This is a genomic window from Priestia sp. ST2 (assembly GCF_055810735.1).
The window spans coordinates 963,032-989,318 of the sequence record NZ_JBVVNT010000002.1 but is presented as its reverse complement, the minus strand read 5'-3'; the positions used below and the strand labels follow the sequence as shown (position 1 = coordinate 989,318).

Genomic DNA, 26,287 nt, shown 5'->3' with positions numbered 1-26,287 from the left:
GCTCAAGGTATTAGTATTTATACATTTAGCTGTCTAATACCGCAGCCATATTTATACTCTCATATATATGTGCTAAAATAACCAGTGAACCAATCCCTCTAAAAATTAGAGGGATGTACAGTTGATATATTAAAGGCAAATCGTATGTCACTTGTAGAAGAAGTTGTTTTCCAAATCGAATCCTTAAATGAATATAGAGTATATGGGAAAATAGAAGACAGATCCTTTCTGAAACGAATTTAATGCAACAATTTGAAGTGAACCGAAATGCATTGAGAGAGGCTATACAATCTGTCGTACATACTGACCGACTACAAACAAAGCAGGGAAAAGCTTATGAAAAAGCTGACATCCAGCTGCATAAAACAATGTTAGAAGCATCACATAAATCATATGTTAATTGATTTATATAACCATAGGATAGATTTTTTACATACATCTGGTCATCAAATAGTTGAAGTAAGTTCTCATACCGATTTTAATTGAACCTACTTTGTAAACTTGTGGATGCTACCATGGCAATCTGCACAGTAAATGAATATATTACTTAATTTTAAAAACTTTAAGATTATATACGGAGGGTCTATAACTACCATGGGTATCCCACACACAACAAATCAACTAGAACAGCCAAAACTAAATATAAATCCTAAAATAGGATTACTGATTATAGGCATTATCCTAATTGGAGCTAATCTCAGAGCCCCTTTAACATCTGTGGGCCCACTGGTAGCTTCTATTCGTAACAGTTTAGGAATATCTAATACTTTAGCAGGAACAATAACTACAGTGCCTTTACTAGCTTTTGCATTCCTATCTCCTTTTGCTCCCAAGTTAGCTCGGCGTTTTGGCATGGAGTTTACGCTATTTATTTCTTTAATCTTATTAACAATCGGAATTGGAATACGCTCTTTTGGTGGAGTAGAAACATTATTTGTAGGAACGATCTTAATTGGTTTATCTATTGCTATTGGAAATGTATTGTTACCTAGTCTAATTAAACATAACTTTGCACAAAAGATAGGCATGATGACAGGAATTTATGCAGTTTCTATGAATTTATGCGGCGCTATTGGGTCTGGTATAAGTATTCCCATTTCTTCAGTATCAGGTTTAGGATGGACCGGAGCCCTTGGATGTTGGGGGATTTTATCTCTTCTTACCATTTTCATTTGGCTACCACAATTGCGAAATCGACATAAGTCTACGAAGTCTCAACAAACAGTGCAAAAGGTTGAATCTATTAACTTATGGCGTTCTAGATTAGCATGGAATGTCACATTGTTTATGGGATTTCAATCCTTTATCTTCTATACAGTTATTACATGGATGCCGGAAATTCTTGAACAAAAAGGATTGAATACTCAGGACGCTGGCTGGATGTTATCGTTAATGCAGCTTGCTGTACTTCCTATTACGTTCCTCGTTCCTATTTTAGCCGACCGTTTGCAAGATCAGCGTTTATTAGTAGTCATTCCAGCTGTTTTGCTTATTGGAGGATTATTCGGTATCTTGTACGGAAATACACTCCTTATCCCATTGTGGATTATTATGGTTGGAATTGGAGTCGGGTTTGTATTTAGTTTGGCAATGATGTTCTTTAGCTTACGCACACAAAGTACTAACGAGGCAGCAGAATTATCCGGTATGGCTCAATCATTCGGTTATCTTTTATCTGCTGTAGGGCCTGTGTTATTTGGAGGGCTACACGACATTACACACAGCTGGACTATCCCTTTATTGATGCTAGTTTTAGTTTCAATCTTTATTTTTATCGCCGGTATGGGAGCAGGGAAGAATGAATATGTGACTTCTAAATAATAAAGAGGTATAAAAGCCCTTTAGAACTGAGGTTTTAAAGGGCTTTTATACTTGGTATTATTTGACGGCTTCTTTTTCTACCAATCATCCGCATTATATAAACTGACTTTGTATGTGCTATACATACTTTAGTGGTGAATGTTTTTACTAAATTTTCTTTTCACAGATTCAGCTATAGATATAATTAGTAGGGAGATAAGTGATGAGATAAAAGCAGTAAAGCTAATTGTTCCTACTCTCATCCCAATCCAGCCTCCGATAAGGAAACTTACGATAACAACGCCAACACTAACCACTCCTACAATTAGAGGTGTTATATATTTAATAGTAGGTTTTTTTCTGCTGAGTGCATATGAAAGTGCAATTAAACCAGCAATTATAATTGTAGAAACTATCTGTAAGTCACCCATTATTAACAGCCTTTAAATTCAAGATATCCATACTAGTATATTCTCCTAATAAAGTATCAAATAACACCTTGCTCAATCATAGCATCAGCAACTTTTATAAATCCGGCAATGTTTGCACCTACGACAAGATTACCAGGAGCGTTGTATTCTTGAGCAGCTTTCTTGCTATTTTGGTATATGCTTTTCATAATCACATGTAATTTGCTATCGACTTCTTCAAAAGTCCAAGAAAGCCTAGTGCTATTTTGAGCCATTTCTAATGCTGATACAGAAACACCACCAGCATTTGCTGCTTTAGCAGGGGCAAATAAAATATTGTTCTCTAAGAAAATCTCGACAGCTTCTAATGTAGATGGCATATTTGCACCTTCACCAATTGCTTTTACTCCATTGGAAACTAATAATTCTGCAGAGTTTTGATCGATTTCATTTTGAGTAGCACATGGTAAAGCAATATCACATGGTACTGTCCAAATCCCATTACAACTTTCCACGTAAACCGCTTCGGGATGATCATTTACATAAGTACTTATGCGTTTCTTTTCTACTTCCTTAATCCGTTTAACTGTTTCTAAGTTAAGACCATCTTCGTCATAGATATAACCATTCGAATCGCTGCACGCGACCACTTTAGCCCCTAGCTGCATTGCTTTTTCAATTGCATAAATTGAGACATTTCCTGACCCTGACACAACAACTGTACTGCCTTTAAAGCTGAGATTATTATCTTTTAACATTTCTTCAACAAAGTAAACTGTTCCATATCCAGTTGCTTCTTTACGAGCTAAACTTCCACCGTAACTAAGGCCTTTTCCTGTTAGAACGCCTGCTTCAAAGGTGCTACGCATTTTTTTATATTGCCCAAACAAAAAGCCAATTTCTTTACTTCCTACACCAATGTCACCTGCAGGAACATCCGTATCAGGTCCGATATATTTGCTAAGTTCTAGCATAAAGCTTTGACAAAAACGCATTATTTCTCCATCTGATTTTCCTTTAGGATCAAAATCAGCACCGCCTTTACCGCCACCAATTGGTTGACCAGTTAGAGAGTTTTTAAAAATTTGCTCAAATCCTAAAAATTTAATAATACTTGCGTTGACAGATGGGTGAAATCTTAATCCGCCTTTATATGGACCAATTGCGCTACTATATTGGACGCGAAACCCTCGATTAACTCTAACATTTCCCATATCATCGACCCAAGATACACGAAAAGAGATGACTCTCTCAGGTTCAACGATTCTCTCCAGAATAGCTTGGTTAATATACTGAGGGTTTTTAATAAGAACAGGTATTAAAGAATCGAATACTTCTTTGACTGCCTGATGAAACTCACTTTCACTTGAATTTCGTTTTTTTACTGTTTCAAATACTTGATTAACATAATTCTGCACGCTTTCTGTATTCGTCGATTGATTTTTTTCAATTGTTATCATACTTATCCGTCTCCTATTTATCGATTTATAATGAAAATTTAAAAAATTCGTCGTAATTTTTTAGGGTTGTTAGTATAAAATATTTTATAATTGAAATAATGATCGAATCAATATAAAGAAACGATAATATCAATGCGTTTTATGCATTAACTAATAAGGAGGATATAAAATGGACTTTAGACAAATCCGTTATTTTATGGAGGTTGCTACACGCGAACACGTAACTGAAGCCGCCCATTCTTTACATGTAGCACAATCCTCGGTAAGTCGACAAATAGTAAATTTAGAAAATGAATTAGAAGTTGACTTGTTTATCAGAGAAGGAAGGAGGGTACATTTAACGCCAATTGGAAAAATATTTTTTGAACGAATGAAACATGCCATGAATGTGATAGACGATGCGAGACGTGAGGTTAAGGAATATTTAGATCCTGAAAAAGGAACAATACGCATTACTTTTCCGATAAGTTTAGCAGCGTATACATTACCAACTGTAATCTATGCATTTAGATTGCGCTATCCGGAAGCAAAATTTCAGTTAAAACAAGCGCTTTACCAGAAATTAATTGAAGGTGTGATTAAAGGAGATTTTAATCTTGGTCTGATAGGTCCACTTCCTCTCAAAGAAAAAAAACTTGAACAAAAAGTTTTATTTACGGAAAATATTGTGGCTCTTTTGCCAATTCACCACCGCCTTGCAAAAGAATCCTCCGTAAAACTTCAAGAACTAGTAGACGAACCGTTTGTTTTATTACCTAAGGGTTTTGTCTTTCGAGATATTGTTGTGAATGCTTGTCAGAATCTTGGCTTCACACCAAATGTTGCCTTTGAGGGGGATGATATCGATGCGTTGAAAGGGTTAGTTTCTGCTGGTTTAGGTGTAACACTCATGCCGGAAGTCACGCTAGTCGATAGCTTGCCGCGCTCAACAGTTAAAATACCACTGGTTGAACCAAACGTAACAAGGACTGTAGGCGTTATTACGCCAAAAGAACGAGCACTACTTCCAACAGAAAAGTTATTTTATGATTTTCTTCAGGAATTTTTCACTAGATTAGATGATTTTAAGAGCTGATTTATACTCAAGAAAAAGCACGTGATTAGCAAAGAAAAGTAATATATTACATTTTCTGTTACCTAGATCCCTTTTTTTGGAATATAAACAAAAAAGAATCCCTTGAAAACAAGGGATTTAAGAAAGGCTACGATTACGAATTATGCAGCTTTTATACATATGCTTATCTTTATAATAAATCGCTTTTATGAAAAAATATGTTGTAATTTACTTACTAACACACATTTCATATCTAGTTTTATAAAAAGCTGCCTCTCCTGACACTCCGAGGCAGCTTTTTATCTCTTTAACATGTTAACAATAGCTGTTCAGTCAACGTTACTTTGGTTTGTAGAACAGTTTTTAAATACTTAAGTCTTTTGATTTTTTCTTAAATCTCAAGGGGTTTTTCTTTAAAAAGGGCAAGCATTCCGTCCGGAAAAGTTACTTTCACAGATAGATAACAATACTGAAAATAAAGTTTTCAATATTACATTGACAAGAATGCGAATCCTGCTTACAATTGAAAACGATTATCAACATCAAGTAGGAGGAGACACCGTTATGTTTAAGGGTAAAATTAGTCTGAAAATTAAGTTAACTTTTATGTTTATTTTAATTTTGTCGACATTATTAGTTGGTTGTTCAAACGCTAATAATGAGGAATCAACATCGAAAGACAATCATGATAACATGCTTACGATTGCTTGGCCGAGAGATGTAGGAGAAATGAATCCGCATGTCTACAATCCTTCACAATTATTTGCTCAATCTATGGTATATGAACCGTTAGTAAGCTATCAAGCCGGCGGTAAGATAAAACCAAATCTAGCTAAGTCATGGGAAATCTCTGAGGATGGTAAAGTATACACGTTTCATTTGCGTGAAGGTGTAAAATTTTCCGATGGAACAGATTTTAATGCAGAAATTGTTAAAAAGAATTTTGACACTATTTTGAATAATAAAGAATTACATAGTTGGTTGGGTTTCATTACAAAAATAGCTCAAACAGAAGTAGTGGATAAAAATACTTTTAAATTAACATTGACTGAACCATATTACCCAACAATTCAAGAGCTAGCTGTAGTTCGACCAGTTCGTTTCTTGGGTGAAGCTGGTTTTCCTAAAGATGGTGATACTTCAAAAGGTATCGTTAAACCGATAGGTACAGGGCCATGGATTTTAGAAAAGTATAAAGCAGACGAATATGCTATTTATAAACGAAATGAAAATTATTGGGGAGAGATTCCAAAAGTAGAAAAAATCAAAGTGAAAGTTATTCCAGATGCGGAAACGAGAGTACTCGCATTTGAAAAAGGTGATTTGGACATGATTTATGGAGAAGGAGTTGTCAGTCTAGACACGTTTAAGCAATTAAAGTCTACTGGAAAATATGAAACTAGGGTTTCTGAACCAATTGCCACAAGACAGCTTGTTATGAATACAAAAACAGAACAGCTTTCAGATGAACGTGTAAGACAAGCCCTGCATTATGGTTTTAATAAAGAAGCGTTGGTTAAAGGAGTGACTTCAGGTTTAGAAGAAAAAGCAGACCATATCTTACCTACAAATTTACCTTACACGAAAGATGTTGATGTGAAGTTGGTAAAGTATAATGTAGAAAAAGCAAAGGCACTATTAGACAAAGCAGGATGGAAACTCCCTAAAGGAAAAACAGTTCGTGAAAAAGATGGAAAGTTACTTGAAATTGACCTAATGTATGATTCAGCAGAATCAATTCAAAAAGCAATGGCCGAAACTCTTCAATCTGAATGGGCGGCAATTGGTGTGAAATTAAACATTGAGGGAGTTGAACTACCAGATCAAGTTCAAAGATTTAAAGATAATAAATTTGATATTAATTTCTATAGTAATTTTGGTGCTCCTTATGATCCTCATACATTTTTAAACATTGTCTCATCAAAAGGGTATGGGTTTAATGAAGCTATTTCAGCATATCCAAATAAAGATGAATTAATTAAACAAATGGCGAAGGTTCCTCAAACAACAGATGAAAAAGAGCGCCAACAGCTCTATTCGTCTATTTTAAAGTCAATACAAGACCAAGGAGCTATTATTCCTATTTCGTATATGAAGAAAACAGCCATTTATCAAAAGAATGTAACGAATTTTAATTTCCCTGCTAATCGTGACGAGAATCCATTCACAGGAATTAGCATCAAACAGTAACTAGCAGGAGGTTTTCATGGGCAATTATATACTGAAACGAATTATGTCCATCATTCCAGTTTTTCTTTTGGCCACACTTCTCACGACTGGAATGGTTCACCTTTCATCGGTGGATCCAGCTGAAGCTTATTTAACAGCAGCCCATATCCAGCCGACTGATGAGATTTTAGCTCAAAAAAGACATGAGTTTGGTTTAGATCAACCATTCTTTATTCAATATGCAAACTCTATTATGAAGATATGCCAACTTGATTTTGGCATATCTTATGTTTCGAATAAGCCGGTTTGGGATGAGGTTATATATCGAATACCAGCGACCATCCAACTAGCTATAGCAAGTATATTAATAGCCGTGTTCGTCAGCGTGCCTCTTGGATTTTTGGCGGGAGTAAAGAAGGGTAGCGCTATTGATCATTTTAGTCGTTTACTTTCCTTTTTTGGTGCATCTATTCCAAGTTTTTGGCTGGGCTATATATTGGTCTTTTTCTTTTCTGTTAAGCTTAACCTTTTTCCAGTTGAAGGGATTGGGACATGGCAGCATCTTGTACTGCCTTCCATTACGCTAGCTCTTCCTTTAATAGCGATGTATACAAGATTATTACGTGCCAGTGTTCTTGAAAACTTGCAGCAACCATATGTGCTATTTGCTCGAACTAGAGGACTTAAAGAAAAAACGATTATGACAAAACATGTGCTGAGAATTGCTATTTCTCCAATGATAACTGGGCTTGGAATGAATCTTGGGAAATTACTTACGGGCACAATTATCGTTGAATCGGTTTTTTCTTGGCCTGGATTTGGACGTTATTTCATTGAAGCTATTTTTAATCGTGATATACCTGTTATACAATGCTATGTACTAATAGCGGCTAGTTTATTTATTTTGAGTAACTTAATTGTAGATATAGTTCAAATGTATATCGACCCGCGTATTTCCAGGAAAGAAGGGCAACATCGATGATAACAAGTATACGTACGATATTAAAAAATGAAAAAGTAATTCCCATATGTTCAACGATATTAGGTATTCTTTTTATCATCGCCATTTTGGCCCCTTGGATTACACCAAATGATCCCATTGCCGTCAATTTAGCTTATAAATTGCAGCCTCCAAGCTGGAATTTCCCATTAGGAACCGATCATTTAGGAAGATGTAACTTGTCACGTATTTTATATGGAGCACGCATCTCATTAGGTTTTGCTATACTTATTTTTATTTCATCATTAGCCATTGGTTTAATTATTGGAACTTTTTCAGGTTATAAAGGTGGCTGGGTCGACCATGTTTTAATGAGATTTTGCGATGCTGTTATGGCTTTTCCAAGCCTTATTCTTGTATTAGGATTGGTTGGTATATTTGGTCCTGGACTGTCACAAGTAATCTTAGCGCTGATGCTTGTACAATGGGTTTATTACGCGAGAATGTTCCGAGGAATGGCCCTTAGTTTGAAAGAGCAGAACTTTATCCCTGCTGCGAAGATCAGTGGTTCTTCTCAATGGAAGATCATTAAAAATCATATTATCCCCAATGTGTTACCCCCGCTTGTCGTAATGGGTACATTGGAAATGGGCTGGGCAATCATGGATATATCTGCTATGTCTTTTCTGGGATTAGGCGTTCAGTCTCCTACACCTGAATGGGGAGCAATGATTCACGAAGGAAAATCATATATTCGGACGAATCCGGAACTGATGCTTTATCCAGGTTTGTCTATTATGCTTGTTATTGTTACATTCAATCTATTAGGTGAAGCATTATCAGAGCGTTACGGTGTCAAACGTCGATTTTAAAAAGGAATGAAGAAAGTTGGGAACAGACAAGTCAAAAGTATTACAAGTTAGAGATTTACATGTTCAAATAAAAGCAAAAAACGGTATTACAACTCTCGTTCAAAATATCAATTTTGAACTGAAGCCTGGGGAGATTCTTGGTCTTATTGGTGAAAGCGGTTGTGGTAAAACCGTCACAAGTATGTCTATTCTTCAGCTCCTTAATCGTAAGGAAACAACAATTGAAGGGAGCATAATGCTAAAAGGACAAGAATTAAACGGTTTAGCTGAGAAAGAAATGCGTAAGATTCGTGGCAAGGACATAGCGTTTATTATGCAAAACCCGATGAATGCTTTTACACCAGTTTTTACTATTGGGCACCAATTTGTTGAGACTATTCGCTCTCATACGAGCTTGAATAAAAAACAGGCAACAGAGCTTGCTATTGAGTCAATGAAACAAGTAAACTTACCTGATCCTGACAAGCTTTTGAAATACTATCCTTTTCAACTAAGTGGGGGTATGCTTCAACGAGTAATGATTGCTATTGCAGCAAGCTTGCATCCAGCTGTTATTATCGCTGATGAACCGACCACCGCGTTAGATGTAAATAATCAGAAGAATGTACTACGTCATTTGGATAAAATTCGTTCCGAATATGGTTCAGCAATTTTATTAATATCACACGATCTAGGAGTTGTCTCTGAAATGGCAGATGAAGTAGCCGTTATGCAGCATGGGAAAATAGTAGAAAAAGCAGGTGTATTTCAGCTGTTTGATTCACCCAAGCATGAGTATACAAAGAAGCTGTTAAATGCAAGACCAACATTATATTTAGAAGAACCTATGACCAACTTAATTTGATATGGGGAAAGCATTTTATAAGAGGTGAACAAGTGAGTTTATTACAAGTAAACGAAGTCACTCATAGCTACGGAAGCCGAACTTTTTTTAAATGGCAAAATCGTTCTAAGAAAGTACTTTCTGATATCTCCTTCTCTATTGAAGAAGGAACATGTTTAGGAATGCTGGGTACGAGTGGAGCCGGTAAAAGTACGTTAGGAAAAGTAATCCTTGGTTTGGAAAAGCCAAAGCATGGACAGATTCTTTTTCAAGGACATGACATCTATACGGTAGATAAGTACACTCGCCAAAAAATTCGGCGTGATCTTCAAGTTGTTTTTCAAGATTCATACTCAGCAGTTAATCCCCGAATGACCGCCGAACGTATTATTGCAGAGCCGTTAGAAAACTATGAGAAATTAACATTAGCTGAACAAAAACGAACTGTAATTGAATTATTAGAAAAAGTAGGGCTCGGTGAAAAGGACTTGAAAAAATATCCACATCAATTTAGTGGTGGTCAGCTGCAAAGAATTAATATTGCAAGGGCAGTCTCTCTTAAGCCGAAGCTCATTGTCTTAGACGAATCTGTAAGCAGTCTAGACATGGTTACGCAAACTCTTATTCTAGAACTATTAAGGGAGTTAAAAGAAGACTTTGGCTTATCGTATTTTTTTATTACACATGATATCAAAGCCGCTTGCATGATTAGCGATACATTAGGTGTATTAGAAAAAGGAGAATTAATTGAATATTATAATTCGAAAAATGAGTTCTTTACTTCAGAAAATCCTGTGGTAAAAGAGATGAGAGGTTCTATACTTGCCGAGCATCCACGTTTTCGCTCGATTAGAACAAAGAGCAATTATATTTAATTTAAAGATATTACTATACTCATGCATTTTAAGACCTCGATTTCATCCACGTAATCGAGGCTATTGCTGTTATGTTTAACTCGAAACGATAGAAGGAGGCCGTTGGATGAATCATCGTACGTATCTTACTTTGGCGATTCCCCTGACAATCTCAACCATGACTACGCCCTTATTAGGTGCGGTGGATACCGCGGTTGTCGGGCAACTTTCAGCTCCAGCTTATATTGCAGGAGTTGCGGTAGGAACTCTTATTTTTAATACGTTATATTGGGTATTTGGCTTTTTAAGAGTTAGTACATCCGCCTTTGCTGCACAAGCAAATGGGGCAAGCGATCCAGATCAGGGAGTACTTGCTTTATCCCGCCCGTTTTTATTAGCTTTAATAGTAGGGGTGCTTTTTATTCTTTTACAATGGCCGATTGAACATACGGCTCTCCTAGTGATTTCTCCCGATGTTGATGTAAGCAGGTTTGCAGTAGAATATTTTAGAATTAGAATATGGGGAGCACCCTTTACACTGATGAACTATGTAATTCTTGGTTGGTTAATGGGAATGGCCAAGATCAGAGAATCTTTATGTTTACAGATACTAACAAATGTTTTAAATATGCTTTTAGCTATTCTTTTTGTCCATGTTTTTTCTTTTGACGTACAAGGAGTTGCTACAGCAACCTTGATTGCTGAAGTTACAGCCTTCATATTAGGATTATTCATTATTTTGAAAGTATCTCCATTTAAATGGAAAATGCCATCAATTCAGGCACTTATAGATACAAATTCTACGAAGAGGATGTTTAATGTTAACAAGGATTTGTTTATTCGAACTATTTGTTTATTAGTCGTTATTAATATGTTCACAGCAAAAGGTGCTTCATTTGGCACAGAATTTCTAGCTGCAAATGCTGTATTATTTCAAATTCACTATATAATGGCTTATTTCTTTGATGGATTTGCTAATGCTTCTAGTATCCTAGTTGGCAAAGCAGTAGGGTCAAATGATAAAGAATTATTTAAAAAAACACTTACTTTGTCTAGACAGTGGTCGATAATAACAGCTGTTATTATAGCTAGTTTATATGCACTTTTTCAAAAGCAGGTTATAGGGCTATTTACGAATTTGCCTGATGTGATTGAACTTTCACTTGCGTATGGAGTATGGCTTATCATCTACCCCTTTGTTGCTTGTTTTGGCCTTGTCCTTTATGGGGTTTTTACAGGAGCAACTGAAATTGTTCCCGTTCGAAATTCTATGATTTACGCGATGGTTATCTATATCATTATACAGATTACAGCAACTCCTATTTGGCATAATCATGGCCTATGGCTGGCTTTCATCATCTATACTATCGGGCGATCAGGGTTCCTAGTTATGTACACTCCGCGATTAAATAAAAAATTGGTAGAGCTAAAGGGAGAAGGCTGAAAAAATTATAACAAAATAGTTCCGGTTCAATCATGGAGGAATCCATCAAACGCCGATGTACTACCGGTGCTGCTACTCTCTTAAATAGATGGGGTTATTAAGAAAGAAAGCGGTCAGGGAGGAGGATCTTCTTTCTTAATAAAGGTCTGTTAAATGATTAGTAGATTTTTATTTAAGTAAAGCAAGAAAGAAATAAGCAAGCAGCCAAATGCTTTTTAAGAAAGCTTTGGCTTTTTTGCACGTTTCCAAAGCTTAATTCTCTTTTACAAACAATTGATCTTCCCTTCAAAAATATATAGATTGCTACTAAGAAATAAAAAAATTTTGTTCATCATCGTATAATAAATTTCTTTATTGAAAACAGCAATACGAATCTAATGGATTCGAATTTTTCGGTGACATTCAAAATACTTCCTAAGCAATAGAAAGAAGAGGTTTTGAACGTCTATAATTAGGTTAAACGTATTGTAACATTTATTTTTTATTTATTCTGTATATTTAAATTATTCGTTCATAATGGTACAATAAAATGATGGAAAGAGGATATGATGCTTCTTTCTTAATAAAGGATGAAGAAATATGGATATTAAAGCTCAGCAAACAAAGCTGGCGAATAATTTGGGCAAATTGTTACGAGATAACTTTGGAAAAGGCCCTGAGGCTGTTCATGTTACGATTTATGAACCTTATGTTGTTATTTATGTCAGTGGCTTCGTATCACCTATGGAGCAAGTACTGTTAAATCAGAATGAAGAACTTCAAGTGATGACTACAAGAGAGCTGTTGGTAAAAACTCTTGAACCTCAAATCACTGGTCAAATTAAAGGGATTACAGACCTCGACATACAGCACTTATATTATGATTGGAATTTAGATCACCACTCCGGAATTTTTGTGGGAGTGTGTCTGGACGATTTGAAAGCCGATTTGACTGAGGGTGACCCTTACCCAGGAAAACAAGCAATTCATGATCGAATTATAAAGATGAGTGAGATTGCCCAAAAAGGACCTGAAAAAATTTCTTCATATAAATTAAGCGATCGTACATTGGTCATCGTACGCGAGGGAATATTGGTGGCTATTGAAAAACAGCTAATTTCGTTGGGTTTTGATGACACCTTACGCATCTCTAAACGTCCTTTGGAAAAAGGAATCTTACGACAAAACGATGACTATGATGAGATATTAAATGCAGACATTCTTGATATTTTTGTAGATTGGGATTTTGAAAAGGATAATAGTATTATTACGCTTATCCTAAAACCAAAAAAGTAATGAGGCAGTAATGAATTGGACACACTGTGCCAAACATAAGCCGAGGAAGCAAAGGACATACCTTTTCTTTTTCGGCTTATTTTTGTTGTCTAAAAAGAGTAAGTCCTTTTGTAACGGAATAATTCCCTAAAACAGCACCTAAAAATAGGATGTGCCAACAGAAAGGATTTGGTCGGGATGGCTGATAATCATGAGATTGTATTGTTTATAAAAGAGCTTCGTCGATTGTTGCAGGATTACCAAAAGTATGACAATGAATTATACAAAGAAGAAATTAGCAAGGATATAATACTTTTAAGTACCATTATCTATGGAAGTAAAATTGGAATTTTAAATAAAAGAAGAATCTTGAAACACAGAAAATACAAAGGTAAACAGAAACCAATCTATTAAAGATATACTAGTATGCCTTTCGTTTACACTTTATAAAAAGTGAATTCTTATTACCGAAAATGATCTTATGAGGAAGAAGGGTTTTTCATAAAACATCACGAATAGTATACCTTATGAAACTAGAAACTAGGTGCACCATCTATGGATAAAACGAAACTGGAAAAAGAATTAAGTAGTTATATGGGAAGGTTACTTCGTGAAAACTTTGGAAGAGGTCCTGGAGGTGTATTCACCGTCATTTCTCCTCCTTTTATAACCGTTTATTTTAAAGCCTTTTTATTACCTTTAGAAAAGGTTTTGTTAGACAAGGAACAAGTTATCTATGTTCAAAAAACACGTGATTTGTTAATGGAGACTTTAATTGAAGAGATAAAAGGATATATACAATTAAATATACATTTAGATATTAAAGAATTTTATTATGATTGGAATTTAGAGCTGCAGTCTGGGATGTTTATCATGATCCATTCTGATAAAGAAAACATAGCTAATCATTCCTATAAAAATCAGAAATTGCTACATAAAGAAGTTGAGGAAGTAACTCAAAAAGCAGAAAAATTCCCTCACGATGTTTCTTCTTATTTATTAGATCAGAGAACACTTCTTATAATCAGGGAAGGTATTATGGTAAATATAGAGAAAGAATTAGTTCAATTAGGATTTGAAGAAAACCTTACATTGGCTAAAAGAAATCTCGAAAAAAGGCTACTTCATGAACATAGTCAATCATTAGAAGTAATTTTAGATTCAAAGGTAACAGATATACTAGTAGCATGGGACTTTCATAAAGATAAAAGTACAATTCTTCTGATTTTAAACCCAACTTCATAACGGCATTGATAAGCTAGGCACTGAACTAGATGTAGGCCAAAAAGAAAGGTTATATAACCTTTCTTTTTGGCCTATTGTTTTTTTACTACTATTAAAATAAAGAAAGTGGTGATAATTATGCTATTTCAATCGGATGAAGGAAAGGAACCTTTAACTGTTGAGATACACACTGAAGTGGATATAGTAGAAGCGCGTCAGAAAGGGCGAATGTTTTCTAACTGCTTAGGCTTCAGCACACTTGATCAGGCCCGAATTATTACGACTATTTCAGAATTATCCAGAAATATATATAAATATGCCACTACCGGAAAAATTACAATGGAAATAATAGAGAAAAAACCTGAAATAGGACTCAAAATAATAGCTATAGATAAAGGACCTGGCATTAAAAATATTCAAAAAGCGCTGGAAAGTGGCTATACAACGTCAGGAGGGTTAGGCGTTGGTTTATCAGGGGTGAAAAAATTAATGGACGAATTCACCATATCATCTCAAGAAGACCATGGCGTTAACATCCAGGTTATAAAATGGAAAAAAAGAAATAAGTAAAAGGAAGACAAGTTAAACTGTAAACGTTTATCTACAACAGTAGGTAAAGATTTGTATAGATTTATGAGTAGCTAGACTGAAAAATCTATTTTTCATTAAGCACTATTAAGGTCAAGAAATTTTAAAAAGTTTAAGAAAGAACGGACTTCCTCTTTACAAAAGACTCCTTTATTGAATAGAAGATAGCTTCTAAAAACATCATCCCCTGATGATCCGGCTCTAGGATAAGGTTAAGATATTTCACATGCGTGAATTGGTACCTTCAGCATGTGCTTCTCCTCTATTAACTCTTAGCAGTAGGACAAAAATGTTTCTTCGCAGTGTCACAAGAGGCTTAGAAACATGAGAAAAAGGTGTAGAAAATTATGATCAATTATATTTAATCGTTAAAATAATTGACCATAATCAAGTCTCAAAAACCATAGATTCTTGGAAATTATTAATAATGATAATTGTGATATAAACAGTACAGGTATATAATTGTGTGAAAAAAGGATGGATACTATGCCGATTAATTCGTTTGAAAACTATCCGATGAGCTGGAAACCATCTGTTGATAAAACAAGAAAGCCTATTTACCAAGCCATTGCAGGACAATTGGAACAGGATATTATCAAGGGAGTTTTATTACCTGGAACAAAACTTCCTCCACAGAGAGAGCTAGCCGATTATTTAGATTTAAATTTGAGCACGATTTCAAAAGCATTTAAAGTGTGCGAGCTAAAGGGTTTATTAAGTGCTACTGTTGGAAGCGGTACATTCGTATCGTATGATGCGTTATCGAATGCGTATTTACTCGAAGATATAAAGCCTAGCCACTTAATTGAAATGGGCGCGACACTGCCAGACAATGATTCATACGAGCCGCTTCTCCTTCAACTAAAAGATATGCTACAAGAGACTGATTACGAAAAGTGGTTTAGTTATGGGAGGCCAGGTGAAAGTCTTTGGCAAAAAGATGCAGCTGTAAAGCTGATGAGAAGAGGCGGATTCAAAACAACAGTTGATCACGTTTTATTTGCAAATGGAGGACAAAATGCAATTGCTGCAATACTAGCGAGTCTTTGTCAGCCTGGAGATCGCATCGGGGTTGATCATCACACTTATCCAGGTTTAAAAACGGTTGCAGCTATGCTTAGTGTACAATTAGTACCGATAAAATCAAAGAATTATGAAATGAGTCCAACTGCTTTTGAATATGCATGTAAAAATGATAATATTAAAGGCATTTACTTGATACCAGACTACCATAATCCAACTGCTTGCTGTATGTCTGTTGAAAACCGAGAAAGGCTTGCCGTGATTGCAAAAAAATATGACCAATTTATTATTGAAGATGCAACGTATCATCTCCATCATGAGCAACCAATGCCAGCAGTGGCATCATATGCACCAGAACAAGTCATCTATATTGCGAGTTTATCAAAATCAATAGCACCAGGGTTACGACTAGCATATGTAGCAGCGCCTAGTCGATTTAAAGAGCCTATTTCAAAAGCACTTTATAATTTAAATATATCAGTTTCACCATTATTAGCAGAGCTAACAGCACGTATTATTGTGTCAAATCAATTTGAACCCTTAGTAGAGAATCATCGTCAACAAGCTATTCTCAGAAATCGAATTGCAAATCAACATTTAGAAAATTACACGTGTTTAGGTATGGAAACTGGTATATTTCGTTGGTTACTATTACCAGAAAAGATTACAGGTGCTGAATTTGAAACATTAGCTGCGCAGCAGGGCGTACAAGTGTATGCAGCAGAACGCTTTGTAGTGGGAAACAGTTGTCCAGACAGAGCTGTAAGGATCGCTGTCTGTGCACCGAAAACGATTGGAGAGCTTGAGCAAGGATTGATTATCCTTAAACGTTTACTTAACGACTATTTATAATATTGTTTGCCATACAATTATAATATTGTATGGTTTTTTTATGCGTGTTATGATAATCCAAATCTAGGGAGAATATTTTCAAAAATAAAATGAGTTTTCTGAAAGGAAGGTTATGATGGTAAACGAGGATCATGTAAAAGCTTCAGACACCCAATCAACTTGTTTACAAGAATATGTTAATTCACCAGAGAAACAAAAAGCTTTATATAAACGAACCTTATTTGTTGTAAGTGTTTCTCAAATCTTTGGCGGTGCAGGATTGGCAGCAGGAGTTACTGTCGGTGCACTTATTGCACAGCAAATGCTTGGTACAGATGCCTATGCAGGAGTACCGACGGCTCTATTTACTTTAGGATCTGCAGGAGCTGCTTTGTTAGTAGGAAAGCTTTCTCAAAAAAAAGGGCGTCGTGCAGGACTTACAACGGGTTTTATTCTAGGGGGAGTTGGAGCAATTGGTGTTATTTTTTCTGCCATTCTTAATAGTGTTTTTCTTCTTTTTCTTTCGCTCCTCGTTTATGGGTCAGGAACAGCTACTAATCTACAAGCGCGTTATGCAGGAACAGATTTAGCCAAAGCAAAACAACGGGGGACCGCTGTTAGTATGGCCATGGTTTTCACTACATTTGGAGCCGTTGCAGGTCCGAATTTAGTTAATGTAATGGGAGATTTTGCTCTTTCTATTGGTGCCCCAGCACTTGCGGGACCTTTCATTTTAGCAGCAGTTGCATATATAGTAGCTGGTCTTGTATTTTATATTATGCTACGTCCGGATCCGTTACTGATTGCAAGAGCAATAGAAGCGAATGAACAAGAACGTGATGCTCAAAGAAATTTAATAAATACTGAGCGATCAACGAACAAAAAAGGAGTGGCTGTTGGCGCCACAGTTATGGTCCTTACTCAAATTGTAATGGTTGCTATCATGACCATGACACCTGTGCACATGAAACATCATGGCCACGGGCTAACTGAAGTAGGAGTTGTAATTGGCTTTCATATTGGTTCTATGTATCTTCCTTCATTATTTACAGGGGTCTTAATTGATAAAATTGGACGAACGGCGATGACAATTACTTCAGGAATTATCCTTCTTTTAGCTGGGCTGGTAGCAGCTATGGCACCGAGTGATTCAATGGTTCTTCTAGTGGTTGCTCTATCGTTACTTGGATTAGGATGGAACTTAGGTTTAATTAGCGGGACAGCTCAAATAGTGGATGCTACAGAACCATTAACACGTGCGAAAACACAAGGTACTATAGACGTTTTAATTGCTTTAGCGGGAGCTTCCGGAGGAGCTTTATCCGGAATGGTTGTGGCTCAATCAAGTTATGCCGTTTTATCATTAAGTGGAGGAATTCTGTCTTTGATATTAATTCCGGTTATCATATGGGCTTATAGGAGTACAGGTGAAAATAAAGTTAAAGTAGGTCAAGGACTTTAATTTATCTGCGGTATGGAAGCCCGGCTCTGAAATAAATCATGTCACTCAAATTTACTTGTATTCTTCCACTTCCGTTTAAAGAATTGAATTCTTTTTTACAGAGACTACATTGACATTTCAATTACACGAATGACCTTCTACCTAACAGAGGAGAAGGTTTTTCGATTTTAATTATTCATTAAGACTAATATTAATCGCCGCGTTGTTTATATTGTTTAAAATAGTTTTATTTCTTAACGTAATCCTACCCGACAAATAACCACCCTTTTTCAAGCACGCTAAAAGCATACGTTTATGATATATAGATTTTGATGTAATCTTTGGAACATTTCTACCCGTATGAGGGGCGCAATAGAGGAGGGAGTGTGTAAAGAGGTTCCCCCTCACTTAACTCAGTTATATATACAAACAATACTCATATACATTTATTGAATGGCTTCTTTAAACTTGTCACGAAATAAAACATAATTCGATAAAGAGTACATAGGAGGAGAAAACATGTTTGTTCATATAGTTCAACCTGGTGATACCCTGTCTTCAATAAGCAGTAGATATGATTATCCCATTGCGCAGCTTAGGAGGGTAAATGGTTTAGAAGAAACAAATGTTGTTCCAGGTCAAGCCTTACTTATAGCTTCTTATGTATACACAGTTCAACCTGGTGATACGATGAGGAGTATTGCTAAAAAAGCTTATGTATCCTTAGAACAATTAAAAAGAGCTAATCCTTCAGTCCATTATAATTATTTGCAGGTGGGAATGAAAATGAAAATCCCTAATATATCAGACTATATTGCAGGTACACTGGAGTATTATGCCGTTCGAAATCCAGAATTAGATCGCGATTTAATTACTGATTTTGCAACTTATTCCTCGTCCATTTCTATCTTTGAATATCATTTTGGCAGCAATGGAGATATTATGAATGATTTAAACGATTTAGTAGCAATTGAAACGACTTGGAAAAACCGAGTTACACCGTTAGTTACGATTACTAATCTAACTTCTGAAGGGTTTAGTTCGGATCTTGCCCATCAAGTTTTAAATAATCCTCAGGCAAGAAACAATCTTGTTAATAATATTTTTTATTTAGTATCTAGAAAAGGCTACGGCGGGGTGAATATTGATTTTGAACGTGTAAAGGCCGAGGATAGAGATCTTTTTACAGGATTTTTACGTCAGCTGGGTGAACGTTTAAAACCTGCCGGATACGTGCTGACCATAGCGGTTCCAGCGAAGACAAGCGAAGATATTCCTTGGTTAAAAGGATATGATTACGGTGGAATAGGTGCCGTTGTTAACTATATGTTCATTATGGCATATGATTGGCATCATGCAGGCAGCGAACCAGGGCCTGTTGCACCTATTACTGAAGTAAAAAAAACAATAGAATTTGCGATAAAAAGTGTTCCGCGAAGAAAGCTTATCATTGGAGTCCCTTTGTATGGATATAACTGGTCAATTCCTTACAAGCCCGGCACAGTAGCATCTGCTATATCCAATCAAGATGCGATTAAAACAGCGATGAGATATCAGTCGCCTATCCAATATTCAAAAGAGTACAAATCGCCATTTTTTCAGTATAGAGATCAAGCGGGACAGATGCATGAAGTATGGTTTGAAGATGTAAGAAGCATGAGTGAAAAAATGGTGTTAGTTCGTAAATTTGGTTTGCAAGCAATAGGAGCTTGGCAATTAACACTTGGATTTACGCCAGGGCCTTGGCTTTTAAAAAAATTTTTCACTATTAGAACGGTATAAATAGCATTAGTTTTTATGGATTAATTTAGATATTTTTCAGTTAACAGTTATTCGATATACGTGGTTAACAATAAAAAAATTCTATTTATAGTAACTTATAAGAAGTTGGAGGTACTGCCATGGCAAAAAGGATAGATGTCTCAATAAAGCAGCATCAATTAAAACTATATGATGGAGCTAAATTAGTAAAGACATATCCTATTGCTGTAGGGAAAATGATTACGCCAACTCCAACTGGAAAATTTAAAATCATTAATAAAGATACTACCCCTCCAGCTGTATTTGGTCCCTTATGGATGGGACTATCAAAACCTACATATGGAATACACGGGACTAATGATCCAGCTTCTATTGGCAGAGATATGTCACATGGATGTGTCAGAATGGACAATGAAGATATTCTAGAACTTTCCTCTGTAGTTCCCATTGGAACGCCGGTTTACATACATAAATAATAGTTTAAGAAGAGCACGACTGTTTACATTTAGCTAATTGTCGAGATCGAGGGTATCAAAGTTTAAGTAGATGCTATACAATCATGGGCTTTTTGTACAAAAACAAAAAAGTACCCCGATTAACAGAGGTACTTTTAGCATTTTAACTTATTTTGATGATGGAGACGTAGTAACTTCTGGAGATGTCACTTTGTCATAAAAATCTACGAATTTGTCACGATCCTCGCTATCACGGTAAGCCATAGCAACACGTGGATGTTCATTCAGTACACCAGAAATCATGTAAGGAATGATATAGCCCCATTCCCACTTTTGACGCATTTCAAGCATATGTTTTTCAATTACGCCAAGAATCGGCTTCATTTCATAGCTTGGTTTTGGGATGTAGCTAACAAGCAGCTCTGTGTTACAGTTACCAGCTGCACGGCCCATACCATAAACAGATGAATCAAGGAATGTAACGCCACTGCGCATTGCAGTTAATGTATTAGCAAAAGCTAGCTGCATGTTGTTATGGGTATGGATCCCAAGCTGTTTGCTAGGAATCATGGCTTGAAACTTTTTCACTTGATGCTCAATATCCGCAGGTTCTAGGCTTCCAAAGGAGTCAACGATATATACAACATCTACAGGGCTTTTCTTTACCATTTCAAATGCTTCAATAAGCTGATTTTCCGGTACGCTAGATAGTGCCATAATGTTAAGTGAGGTCTCATAGCCCAAATCATGAAACATTTTTATAAGCTCTAAGCCTTTATCTACTTCGCGGATATAGCATGCCACTCGAATCATATCTAACATACTTTGTTCACGTGGCAGAATGTCATTTGGATCTACACGCCCAATATCTACTAAGGCAGATAGCTTCGTGAACTTTTTCTCAGGGATAATTTCTTTGAGAAAGTTATCGTCAAGAAATCTCCATGGATTGGGCTCAGTTGCTTGAAGAAGCTTAGGTGAATTTTTATAACCGATCTCCATGTATTCAACGCCGGCTGCGCTTAGGCCGTTATATAAGTCTTGCACAAATCCAACGCTAAAATCCCAATTATTAATTAAACCTCCGTCACGAATGGTACAGTCTATAATTTTGCTATTATGTCCCATGGTAGTTGTTTCCTCCTATGTATTCTATTTATATAAATATTGTTTTAAACTTTATCGCTTTTATGCTTTTAAGTGCTAAACTCTCCTATTGTGTTTATACCATGACTGATTCAGGGGCGTCAATGTATTTTCTAAATGTTTCACTGCTTTACTGCATTTCATGGTAGGAGATGCTTCGGCTTTTTATCCGCTTGATGCTCTTAAAACAACACCAAGTCCAGCACTACAACCCCTAGTATATACAAACACAACCTTTATTACATCACTACTTACTGCAATAAAGATTGTTTTTTAATTGAAAACGTTTATTAGGGAGGGAACTGCCATTAGTATCTAGGTTATAGGTTTAGATTTCTCTATAATTAATCCATAAATTTGGGAAGAGATTTAAAACCTGAGAAATAAGAAACTTTTTTCGCATTAACAGTTGTATAGGAAGTAGTAGCTGTTACTTAATCATTTTAATTTACTTGTCTTTACATCGTCCAAAACGTAAGAAATGATAAGAGTATAGAGGTAATAAACATCGCAATCAACGGCTTTAATGCTTTTGTTCGAAGAGCCTTCAAACTTACATTTAACCCTAGCCCGACCATAGCCATTGTTAAAAGAAAGGTAGTTAGAGTTGAAATATCATCCATGATCGTTTTAGGTATTATAAGGTGCTTACCAACGACATAACTCCCAAAAATACTCATGATTATAAAACCTATTAAAAACCAAGGGAATTCAATCTTAGTATCCTTTTCAATTTTTCCTGTTCGCTTCATCCAGTACATTAAGATAAAGCTTAATGGCACAAGTAAGAGCACTCTGCCTAACTTGGCCAACAGGCCAATAGCTAGGGCATCGCGTCCAGCCGGTGCTGCCGCTAGAGCTACATGGGCAATTTCATGGAGGCCAACGCCTGACCAAATTCCATATTGAATATTTGTTAAATGTATATAAGGTCTTAAAATGGTATATCCAATCGCAAATAGGGTTCCCACTAAAGCAATAACACCAGCTCCGATAGCTGTATCTTCTTCTTTTGCTTTTATAATTGGAGAAACAGCTGCGATAGCTGCAGCACCGCATATTCCTGTTCCTATCCCTAAAAGAAGGGATAAACCGCTATCAGCCTTCATCCATTTGGCTAGAAAAACCGTTAAAACAATTGCAAATAAAGCCGTTCCCACATCGTGAAGCAACAATCCTAATCCGTGATGAATAACAACATCAATATTAAGCTTTAGGCCATATAAAATGATGGCATAGCGTAACAGCTTTTTAGAAGAAAATTCAATTCCAGATCTTATTTTTTCAGGGTACCCCAAAATTTGACGATAAATGACTGCCATTATAATTGAACAGGCTAGTGGACCGATATGATTAAACCCCGGGAATTTCGCTAAGCCATAAGCAAGTAAAGCAAAAAGAAAAGTAAAAGCAATTCCTTCAGCCCATAAAAAAACATTAGGTGACGTCTGGGCATTTGTTCGTGGGAATAGAGTCCGTTTTTGGGCTTTATTTATATTTATCATACATTTCATCTCCAATATGAATTCTTATCAAGTGCAGCTTCACACAAGAAGTGTATACCTTAACTATAAAAGACGATTTATTATTAGTAAAATATATATAAATCATAGTTTAGATTAAAAATATTAATAACTAATGCGTAAAAGCAGCAAGTTGATCTTCAGATTCACTGAAAATCAACTTGCTGCTTTTATTGGTTTTTTATTTCTCATTACACGTTTTGATATCTGAAACATAGTCCATCAACTACTAATTTTACAAAACTGCATAAAAATATCGGTTCTTATGAGAGAAAGACAGCCTTACTAGTTGCTAAGCCTTTTTTGCGTCTATACCATAGCAGAATCAAGCTGCCTAGCACACAAAGGAAAGAAACTAATTGAGCTATTCTGATATGAGAGGTTAACATTAAGCTATCTGTACGCAGTCCTTCTATAAAAAATCTTCCTATCGAATACCATAGCAGGTAAGTAAGAAAGACTTCGCCTCTTTTTAACAAGGATTTTCTTAGTACGATTAGGACAAGCACACCTATTATGTTCCAAAGTGATTCATAGAGAAACGTAGGATGATAGTAAGTTCCATTTATATACATTTGGTTAATAATAAAATCAGGCAAATGTAAAGCTTCTAAGAACTGACGTGTAACAGGTCCGCCGTGTGCTTCTTGATTCATGAAGTTTCCCCACCGGCCAATAGCTTGGCCTAATAATAAGCTAGGAGCTAAAACATCAGTCATTTTCCAAAAAGAAAGATTCTTTTTTCTGCAAAACCATATAGCTGTTAATACAGAGCCAATAATTCCACCGTGAATAGCTATGCCTCCATGCCAAATTGCTATAATTTCGCCTGGGTGGTCTTTATAATAACTCCATTCAAAAAGTACGTAGTAAATTCGAGCAGTAATGATAGCAATGGGTAGTGCTAGCAGAAGTAAATCAGAGATGGTTTCTGAAGAGATCCCTCGTTTCTTTCCTTCTTTCGAGGCTAACAAGAAGCCTAAGAAAGCGCCTATTCCTATGATAATTCCATACCAATGGACTTCAAGTGGACCAAGATGGAAGGCGATAGAGCTTAAAGGTTGTGTGTGTTGGTTCATGTCTTTTCTCCTTTACTTCATATCGATTTTCTTACATTTTTTAAGAGCAGTATTAAATTGGAGTGCCTTTTTAGTATATCTAATTGGATAAAGAAAGGACAACTTTTGCTTACGAACGATCATGATTTCTTTGCCTACTTTAGTGTAACAGAATAATCTCCTTAGAATAGTCAAAATTAAAATAGACAGTATATTGACTTAATTACCAAAATGTACTATCCTCATTTTAGACAATATACTGTCTAAAATGGAGGGTGAATATGGATATTTATAAAGAGCTTTTCTTGATGCAGCAAACTTACGCTACCTTATTTTCTCTGGCAAATAAAATTCAAGTAAAAGGTGATAAATCTCTTGAACTTTTAACATCAAGACAGCATATGGCGATGGTGGCAATTGCACATTTACCTGAAGATGAAACAACGTTGAATAATATTGCTAGAAAATTAGGAACTACAAAACAAAGCGTCAAACAGTTGATTACCATTATGGAAAAGAAGGGTTATGTTGACGTAGTTCCTAGCAGTAAAGACAAGCGTGCAGTTAACGTAAAAATTACGAAAGCGGGAAAAGAAGCACTGCTTGTTGTCTCAGAAAAAGGAATTTTCTTTTTGGAAGAACTTTTTAAAAAGTTCTCAACTGAAGAGTTGGAAATAATGTGGAAGCTTTTAAAGAAACTCTATAGCTTCGATGGGGAAGAACATGATGGATTTGAAGAAGAAGGCAACATCAAAATGGATGATGATCACAATGAATTACAGTTTAGAGTAATAAGGGAGCTTGAAAGTCGAAGAGTTCAAGCAATTGATAATATGAGAAAGAATATATAAAAAAACTGGATAAGCTAATCTAACTTAAAGCATATCGATTAATCCTTTTAAAATTTTAAAAATAAAGGATAAGGGAGAGCAATCATTATGTTTGAAATCAGCGATGAAACATTACGATTAATTAATAAAACCTGTAAAGGAAAAAAGCACTTGAAACTAACCGTTGGCTACTTAACGGACAATCAGTCTATTATAAAAGTCTATAATGAAAGCGGTGAAATTGACTCGGCAAAAAAATATCATTATGAAATTGGTTCTATTACGAAAACTTTCACTGTATCGCTGTTATCAAAATACATATTTGAAAACAAGGTGTCGTTAAACGACTCTATACAAAAATACATAAAAGAACTTAAAGAAGATACGTATTATCCTACATTGCTCCGCCTCGCTACTCACTCTTCTGGATATTCAGGAAGCTTACCTTTAAATAAACGAGAATATTTTAAAATAATTTTAGGTTTGATTTTTGGCGGAAGTGATTTGAACAAAAATAATCCGTTGCATATGGATTTTAACAAAATGAAAATGCTAATTGAAAGAACTAAATTGAAAGAAGTAGATTATTCATGGAAATATTCTAATTTCGGTATTTCACTTATTGGGTATGTGTTAGGAACTGTCTCAGGCAAAGGATATTGGGACACTATGAATGACTTTCTTCATAATGAGCTTGGACTAAAGGATACTTGTTTAGGCACTTCACACAATAATTTACAGGGCTATGACCGCAAAAATAATGATTGCGGCAACTGGCAGTGGGACAAAGAAAACTTTATATCACCTGCGGGGGCAGTATCCTCAACGGCTGAAGATTTACTTAAATACGCAAAAATAAATATGTACGAAGATAAACCATATCTTTCTTCTTGTCATAAAAAACACGGTAATGGAATAAAGAAATTTGATATGGGTCTTGGATGGTTGCTTTTAAAGAAAAATAATAATGTAGTGTTGCACGGCGGTGGAACAGGATGCTTCAGCTCATTTTTAGGGATTGATAAAGAAAATAAAGTTGCGTCCGTCGTTTTAGCTAATTATAGATTAGGTAGAAATAATGATGAACATATAGGAATGTCTTTATTAGAAAGTCTGCAAAAGTCAAAAGATATATAAGAATAGTCTACAAAATAACGAAGAAAATTAGTCTATTAAAGTTCACCTCACCCCTTTAATATCAATTAATTGAGAGATTATCATCAATATACCGACCTTCAAAAAGCATAGATACCGCTTCTTTTTTTGATGAAACCGTGCTATTATCATTAAGGTTTATGAAGAACAGAAGATTTTTGTCTTTACGTAC

24 protein-coding genes are annotated in these 26,287 nt (G+C 35.6%); 19 read left to right on the top strand and 5 right to left on the bottom strand.

Features of this window, described 5'->3' with window-relative positions:
• The first annotated feature begins 200 nt into the window (after positions 1–200).
• Together AC0KUU_RS11445 and AC0KUU_RS11440 are read left to right on the top strand one after the other, a co-directional pair.
• A complete protein-coding gene (locus AC0KUU_RS11445) occupies positions 201–404 on the top strand; it encodes a hypothetical protein (protein WP_411970565.1) in 204 nt (67 codons plus the stop codon).
• Between the two features lie 190 nt (positions 405–594).
• Positions 595–1,821 (top strand): CynX/NimT family MFS transporter, encoded by a 1,227-nt coding sequence (locus tag AC0KUU_RS11440; RefSeq protein ID WP_043981816.1) that lies wholly within the window; start codon positions 595–597, stop codon positions 1,819–1,821.
• A gap of 128 nt (positions 1,822–1,949) precedes the next feature.
• Here AC0KUU_RS11440 and AC0KUU_RS11435 read toward each other — a convergent pair whose 3' ends face one another.
• Together AC0KUU_RS11435 and gdhA are read right to left on the bottom strand one after the other, a co-directional pair.
• Complete coding sequence (locus tag AC0KUU_RS11435; RefSeq protein ID WP_043981817.1) at positions 1,950–2,231, bottom strand: YesK family protein; 282 nt, start codon at positions 2,229–2,231, stop codon at positions 1,950–1,952.
• Positions 2,232–2,287: 56 nt separating this feature from the next.
• The gene (gene gdhA, locus AC0KUU_RS11430; RefSeq protein ID WP_043981818.1) at positions 2,288–3,670 is read right to left on the bottom strand and encodes an NADP-specific glutamate dehydrogenase; all 1,383 of its coding nucleotides are present in this window, start codon (positions 3,668–3,670) and stop codon (positions 2,288–2,290) included.
• A 169-nt stretch (positions 3,671–3,839) separates the two neighbouring features.
• Here gdhA and AC0KUU_RS11425 point away from each other — a divergent pair, with 169 nt between their 5' ends.
• The 15 genes from AC0KUU_RS11425 to AC0KUU_RS11355 all read left to right on the top strand — a co-directional run bounded on the left by AC0KUU_RS11425 (position 3,840) and on the right by AC0KUU_RS11355 (position 20,424).
• Entirely contained in the window at positions 3,840–4,745 is a 906-nt protein-coding gene (locus AC0KUU_RS11425; RefSeq protein ID WP_043981819.1) for a LysR family transcriptional regulator, read from the top strand.
• Between the two features lie 543 nt (positions 4,746–5,288).
• Entirely contained in the window at positions 5,289–6,914 is a 1,626-nt protein-coding gene (gene nikA, locus AC0KUU_RS11420; protein ID WP_043981820.1) for a nickel ABC transporter substrate-binding protein, read from the top strand.
• 16 nt (positions 6,915–6,930) lie between these two features.
• The gene (nikB, locus tag AC0KUU_RS11415) at positions 6,931–7,875 is read left to right on the top strand and encodes a nickel ABC transporter permease subunit NikB (RefSeq protein ID WP_043981821.1); all 945 of its coding nucleotides are present in this window, start codon (positions 6,931–6,933) and stop codon (positions 7,873–7,875) included.
• Positions 7,872–8,705 (top strand): nickel ABC transporter permease subunit NikC, encoded by an 834-nt coding sequence (gene nikC / locus AC0KUU_RS11410; protein WP_043981822.1) that lies wholly within the window; start codon positions 7,872–7,874, stop codon positions 8,703–8,705. Before nikB ends, nikC begins: the two co-directional genes overlap by 4 nt.
• Before the next feature lie 16 nt (positions 8,706–8,721).
• On the top strand, positions 8,722–9,549 hold the full coding sequence (nikD, locus tag AC0KUU_RS11405; protein ID WP_043981823.1) for a nickel import ATP-binding protein NikD: 828 nt from the start codon (positions 8,722–8,724) through the stop codon (positions 9,547–9,549).
• 32 nt (positions 9,550–9,581) lie between these two features.
• The gene (gene nikE, locus AC0KUU_RS11400; protein WP_162214016.1) at positions 9,582–10,403 is read left to right on the top strand and encodes a nickel import ATP-binding protein NikE; all 822 of its coding nucleotides are present in this window, start codon (positions 9,582–9,584) and stop codon (positions 10,401–10,403) included.
• A gap of 106 nt (positions 10,404–10,509) precedes the next feature.
• Positions 10,510–11,826: an MATE family efflux transporter gene (locus tag AC0KUU_RS11395; RefSeq protein ID WP_165575300.1), complete on the top strand. Its 1,317-nt coding sequence runs from the start codon at positions 10,510–10,512 to the stop codon at positions 11,824–11,826.
• Positions 11,827–12,405: 579 nt separating this feature from the next.
• Positions 12,406–13,101, top strand: a complete 696-nt coding sequence (locus AC0KUU_RS11390; RefSeq protein WP_043981826.1) for a Na-translocating system protein MpsC family protein — start codon at positions 12,406–12,408, stop codon at positions 13,099–13,101.
• 177 nt (positions 13,102–13,278) lie between these two features.
• Complete coding sequence (locus tag AC0KUU_RS11385) at positions 13,279–13,494, top strand: hypothetical protein (RefSeq protein WP_043981827.1); 216 nt, start codon at positions 13,279–13,281, stop codon at positions 13,492–13,494.
• 141 nt (positions 13,495–13,635) lie between these two features.
• Positions 13,636–14,325, top strand: coding sequence for a Na-translocating system protein MpsC family protein (locus AC0KUU_RS11380; protein ID WP_043981828.1), 690 nt, complete (start codon positions 13,636–13,638; stop codon positions 14,323–14,325).
• 117 nt (positions 14,326–14,442) lie between these two features.
• Positions 14,443–14,874, top strand: coding sequence for an anti-sigma regulatory factor (locus AC0KUU_RS11375; RefSeq protein ID WP_043981829.1), 432 nt, complete (start codon positions 14,443–14,445; stop codon positions 14,872–14,874).
• 504 nt (positions 14,875–15,378) lie between these two features.
• Entirely contained in the window at positions 15,379–16,767 is a 1,389-nt protein-coding gene (locus AC0KUU_RS11370) for an aminotransferase-like domain-containing protein (protein WP_043981830.1), read from the top strand.
• Positions 16,768–16,879: 112 nt separating this feature from the next.
• Entirely contained in the window at positions 16,880–18,208 is a 1,329-nt protein-coding gene (locus tag AC0KUU_RS11365) for an MFS transporter (RefSeq protein WP_116733229.1), read from the top strand.
• A 498-nt stretch (positions 18,209–18,706) separates the two neighbouring features.
• Positions 18,707–19,969: a glycoside hydrolase family 18 protein gene (locus AC0KUU_RS11360; RefSeq protein ID WP_043981832.1), complete on the top strand. Its 1,263-nt coding sequence runs from the start codon at positions 18,707–18,709 to the stop codon at positions 19,967–19,969.
• Positions 19,970–20,088: 119 nt separating this feature from the next.
• Entirely contained in the window at positions 20,089–20,424 is a 336-nt protein-coding gene (locus tag AC0KUU_RS11355; RefSeq protein ID WP_013082624.1) for a L,D-transpeptidase, read from the top strand.
• A gap of 147 nt (positions 20,425–20,571) precedes the next feature.
• Here the strand turns inward: AC0KUU_RS11355 and AC0KUU_RS11350 are convergent, their stop codons facing one another.
• The 3 genes from AC0KUU_RS11350 to lgt all read right to left on the bottom strand — a co-directional run bounded on the left by AC0KUU_RS11350 (position 20,572) and on the right by lgt (position 24,151).
• Positions 20,572–21,531 (bottom strand): aldolase catalytic domain-containing protein, encoded by a 960-nt coding sequence (locus tag AC0KUU_RS11350; protein ID WP_322551947.1) that lies wholly within the window; start codon positions 21,529–21,531, stop codon positions 20,572–20,574.
• A 476-nt stretch (positions 21,532–22,007) separates the two neighbouring features.
• The gene (locus AC0KUU_RS11345; RefSeq protein ID WP_043981834.1) at positions 22,008–23,054 is read right to left on the bottom strand and encodes a YeiH family protein; all 1,047 of its coding nucleotides are present in this window, start codon (positions 23,052–23,054) and stop codon (positions 22,008–22,010) included.
• A gap of 281 nt (positions 23,055–23,335) precedes the next feature.
• Positions 23,336–24,151, bottom strand: a complete 816-nt coding sequence (lgt, locus tag AC0KUU_RS11340; protein ID WP_043981835.1) for a prolipoprotein diacylglyceryl transferase — start codon at positions 24,149–24,151, stop codon at positions 23,336–23,338.
• Between the two features lie 260 nt (positions 24,152–24,411).
• Between lgt and AC0KUU_RS11335 the strand changes: the two genes are divergently transcribed.
• Both AC0KUU_RS11335 and AC0KUU_RS11330 read left to right on the top strand, forming a co-directional pair.
• Positions 24,412–24,981, top strand: coding sequence for a MarR family winged helix-turn-helix transcriptional regulator (locus tag AC0KUU_RS11335; protein ID WP_043981836.1), 570 nt, complete (start codon positions 24,412–24,414; stop codon positions 24,979–24,981).
• Positions 24,982–25,068: 87 nt separating this feature from the next.
• Entirely contained in the window at positions 25,069–26,097 is a 1,029-nt protein-coding gene (locus AC0KUU_RS11330; RefSeq protein WP_043981837.1) for a serine hydrolase domain-containing protein, read from the top strand.
• The last annotated feature ends 190 nt before the right edge of the window (positions 26,098–26,287 follow it).

Coding starts and splice junctions, on each gene's coding strand:
- AC0KUU_RS11440 (WP_043981816.1), top strand. CDS start 595: ATGGGTATCCCACACACAACAAATCAACTAGAACAGCCAAAACTAAAT.
- AC0KUU_RS11435 (WP_043981817.1), bottom strand. CDS start 2,231: ATGGGTGACTTACAGATAGTTTCTACAATTATAATTGCTGGTTTAATT.
- gdhA (WP_043981818.1), bottom strand. CDS start 3,670: ATGATAACAATTGAAAAAAATCAATCGACGAATACAGAAAGCGTGCAG.
- AC0KUU_RS11425 (WP_043981819.1), top strand. CDS start 3,840: ATGGACTTTAGACAAATCCGTTATTTTATGGAGGTTGCTACACGCGAA.
- nikA (WP_043981820.1), top strand. CDS start 5,289: ATGTTTAAGGGTAAAATTAGTCTGAAAATTAAGTTAACTTTTATGTTT.
- nikB (WP_043981821.1), top strand. CDS start 6,931: ATGGGCAATTATATACTGAAACGAATTATGTCCATCATTCCAGTTTTT.
- nikC (WP_043981822.1), top strand. CDS start 7,872: ATGATAACAAGTATACGTACGATATTAAAAAATGAAAAAGTAATTCCC.
- AC0KUU_RS11395 (WP_165575300.1), top strand. CDS start 10,510: ATGAATCATCGTACGTATCTTACTTTGGCGATTCCCCTGACAATCTCA.
- AC0KUU_RS11390 (WP_043981826.1), top strand. CDS start 12,406: ATGGATATTAAAGCTCAGCAAACAAAGCTGGCGAATAATTTGGGCAAA.
- AC0KUU_RS11385 (WP_043981827.1), top strand. CDS start 13,279: ATGGCTGATAATCATGAGATTGTATTGTTTATAAAAGAGCTTCGTCGA.
- AC0KUU_RS11380 (WP_043981828.1), top strand. CDS start 13,636: ATGGATAAAACGAAACTGGAAAAAGAATTAAGTAGTTATATGGGAAGG.
- AC0KUU_RS11375 (WP_043981829.1), top strand. CDS start 14,443: ATGCTATTTCAATCGGATGAAGGAAAGGAACCTTTAACTGTTGAGATA.
- AC0KUU_RS11370 (WP_043981830.1), top strand. CDS start 15,379: ATGCCGATTAATTCGTTTGAAAACTATCCGATGAGCTGGAAACCATCT.
- AC0KUU_RS11365 (WP_116733229.1), top strand. CDS start 16,880: ATGATGGTAAACGAGGATCATGTAAAAGCTTCAGACACCCAATCAACT.
- AC0KUU_RS11360 (WP_043981832.1), top strand. CDS start 18,707: ATGTTTGTTCATATAGTTCAACCTGGTGATACCCTGTCTTCAATAAGC.
- AC0KUU_RS11355 (WP_013082624.1), top strand. CDS start 20,089: ATGGCAAAAAGGATAGATGTCTCAATAAAGCAGCATCAATTAAAACTA.
- AC0KUU_RS11350 (WP_322551947.1), bottom strand. CDS start 21,531: ATGGGACATAATAGCAAAATTATAGACTGTACCATTCGTGACGGAGGT.
- AC0KUU_RS11345 (WP_043981834.1), bottom strand. CDS start 23,054: ATGATAAATATAAATAAAGCCCAAAAACGGACTCTATTCCCACGAACA.
- lgt (WP_043981835.1), bottom strand. CDS start 24,151: ATGAACCAACACACACAACCTTTAAGCTCTATCGCCTTCCATCTTGGT.
- AC0KUU_RS11335 (WP_043981836.1), top strand. CDS start 24,412: ATGGATATTTATAAAGAGCTTTTCTTGATGCAGCAAACTTACGCTACC.
- AC0KUU_RS11330 (WP_043981837.1), top strand. CDS start 25,069: ATGTTTGAAATCAGCGATGAAACATTACGATTAATTAATAAAACCTGT.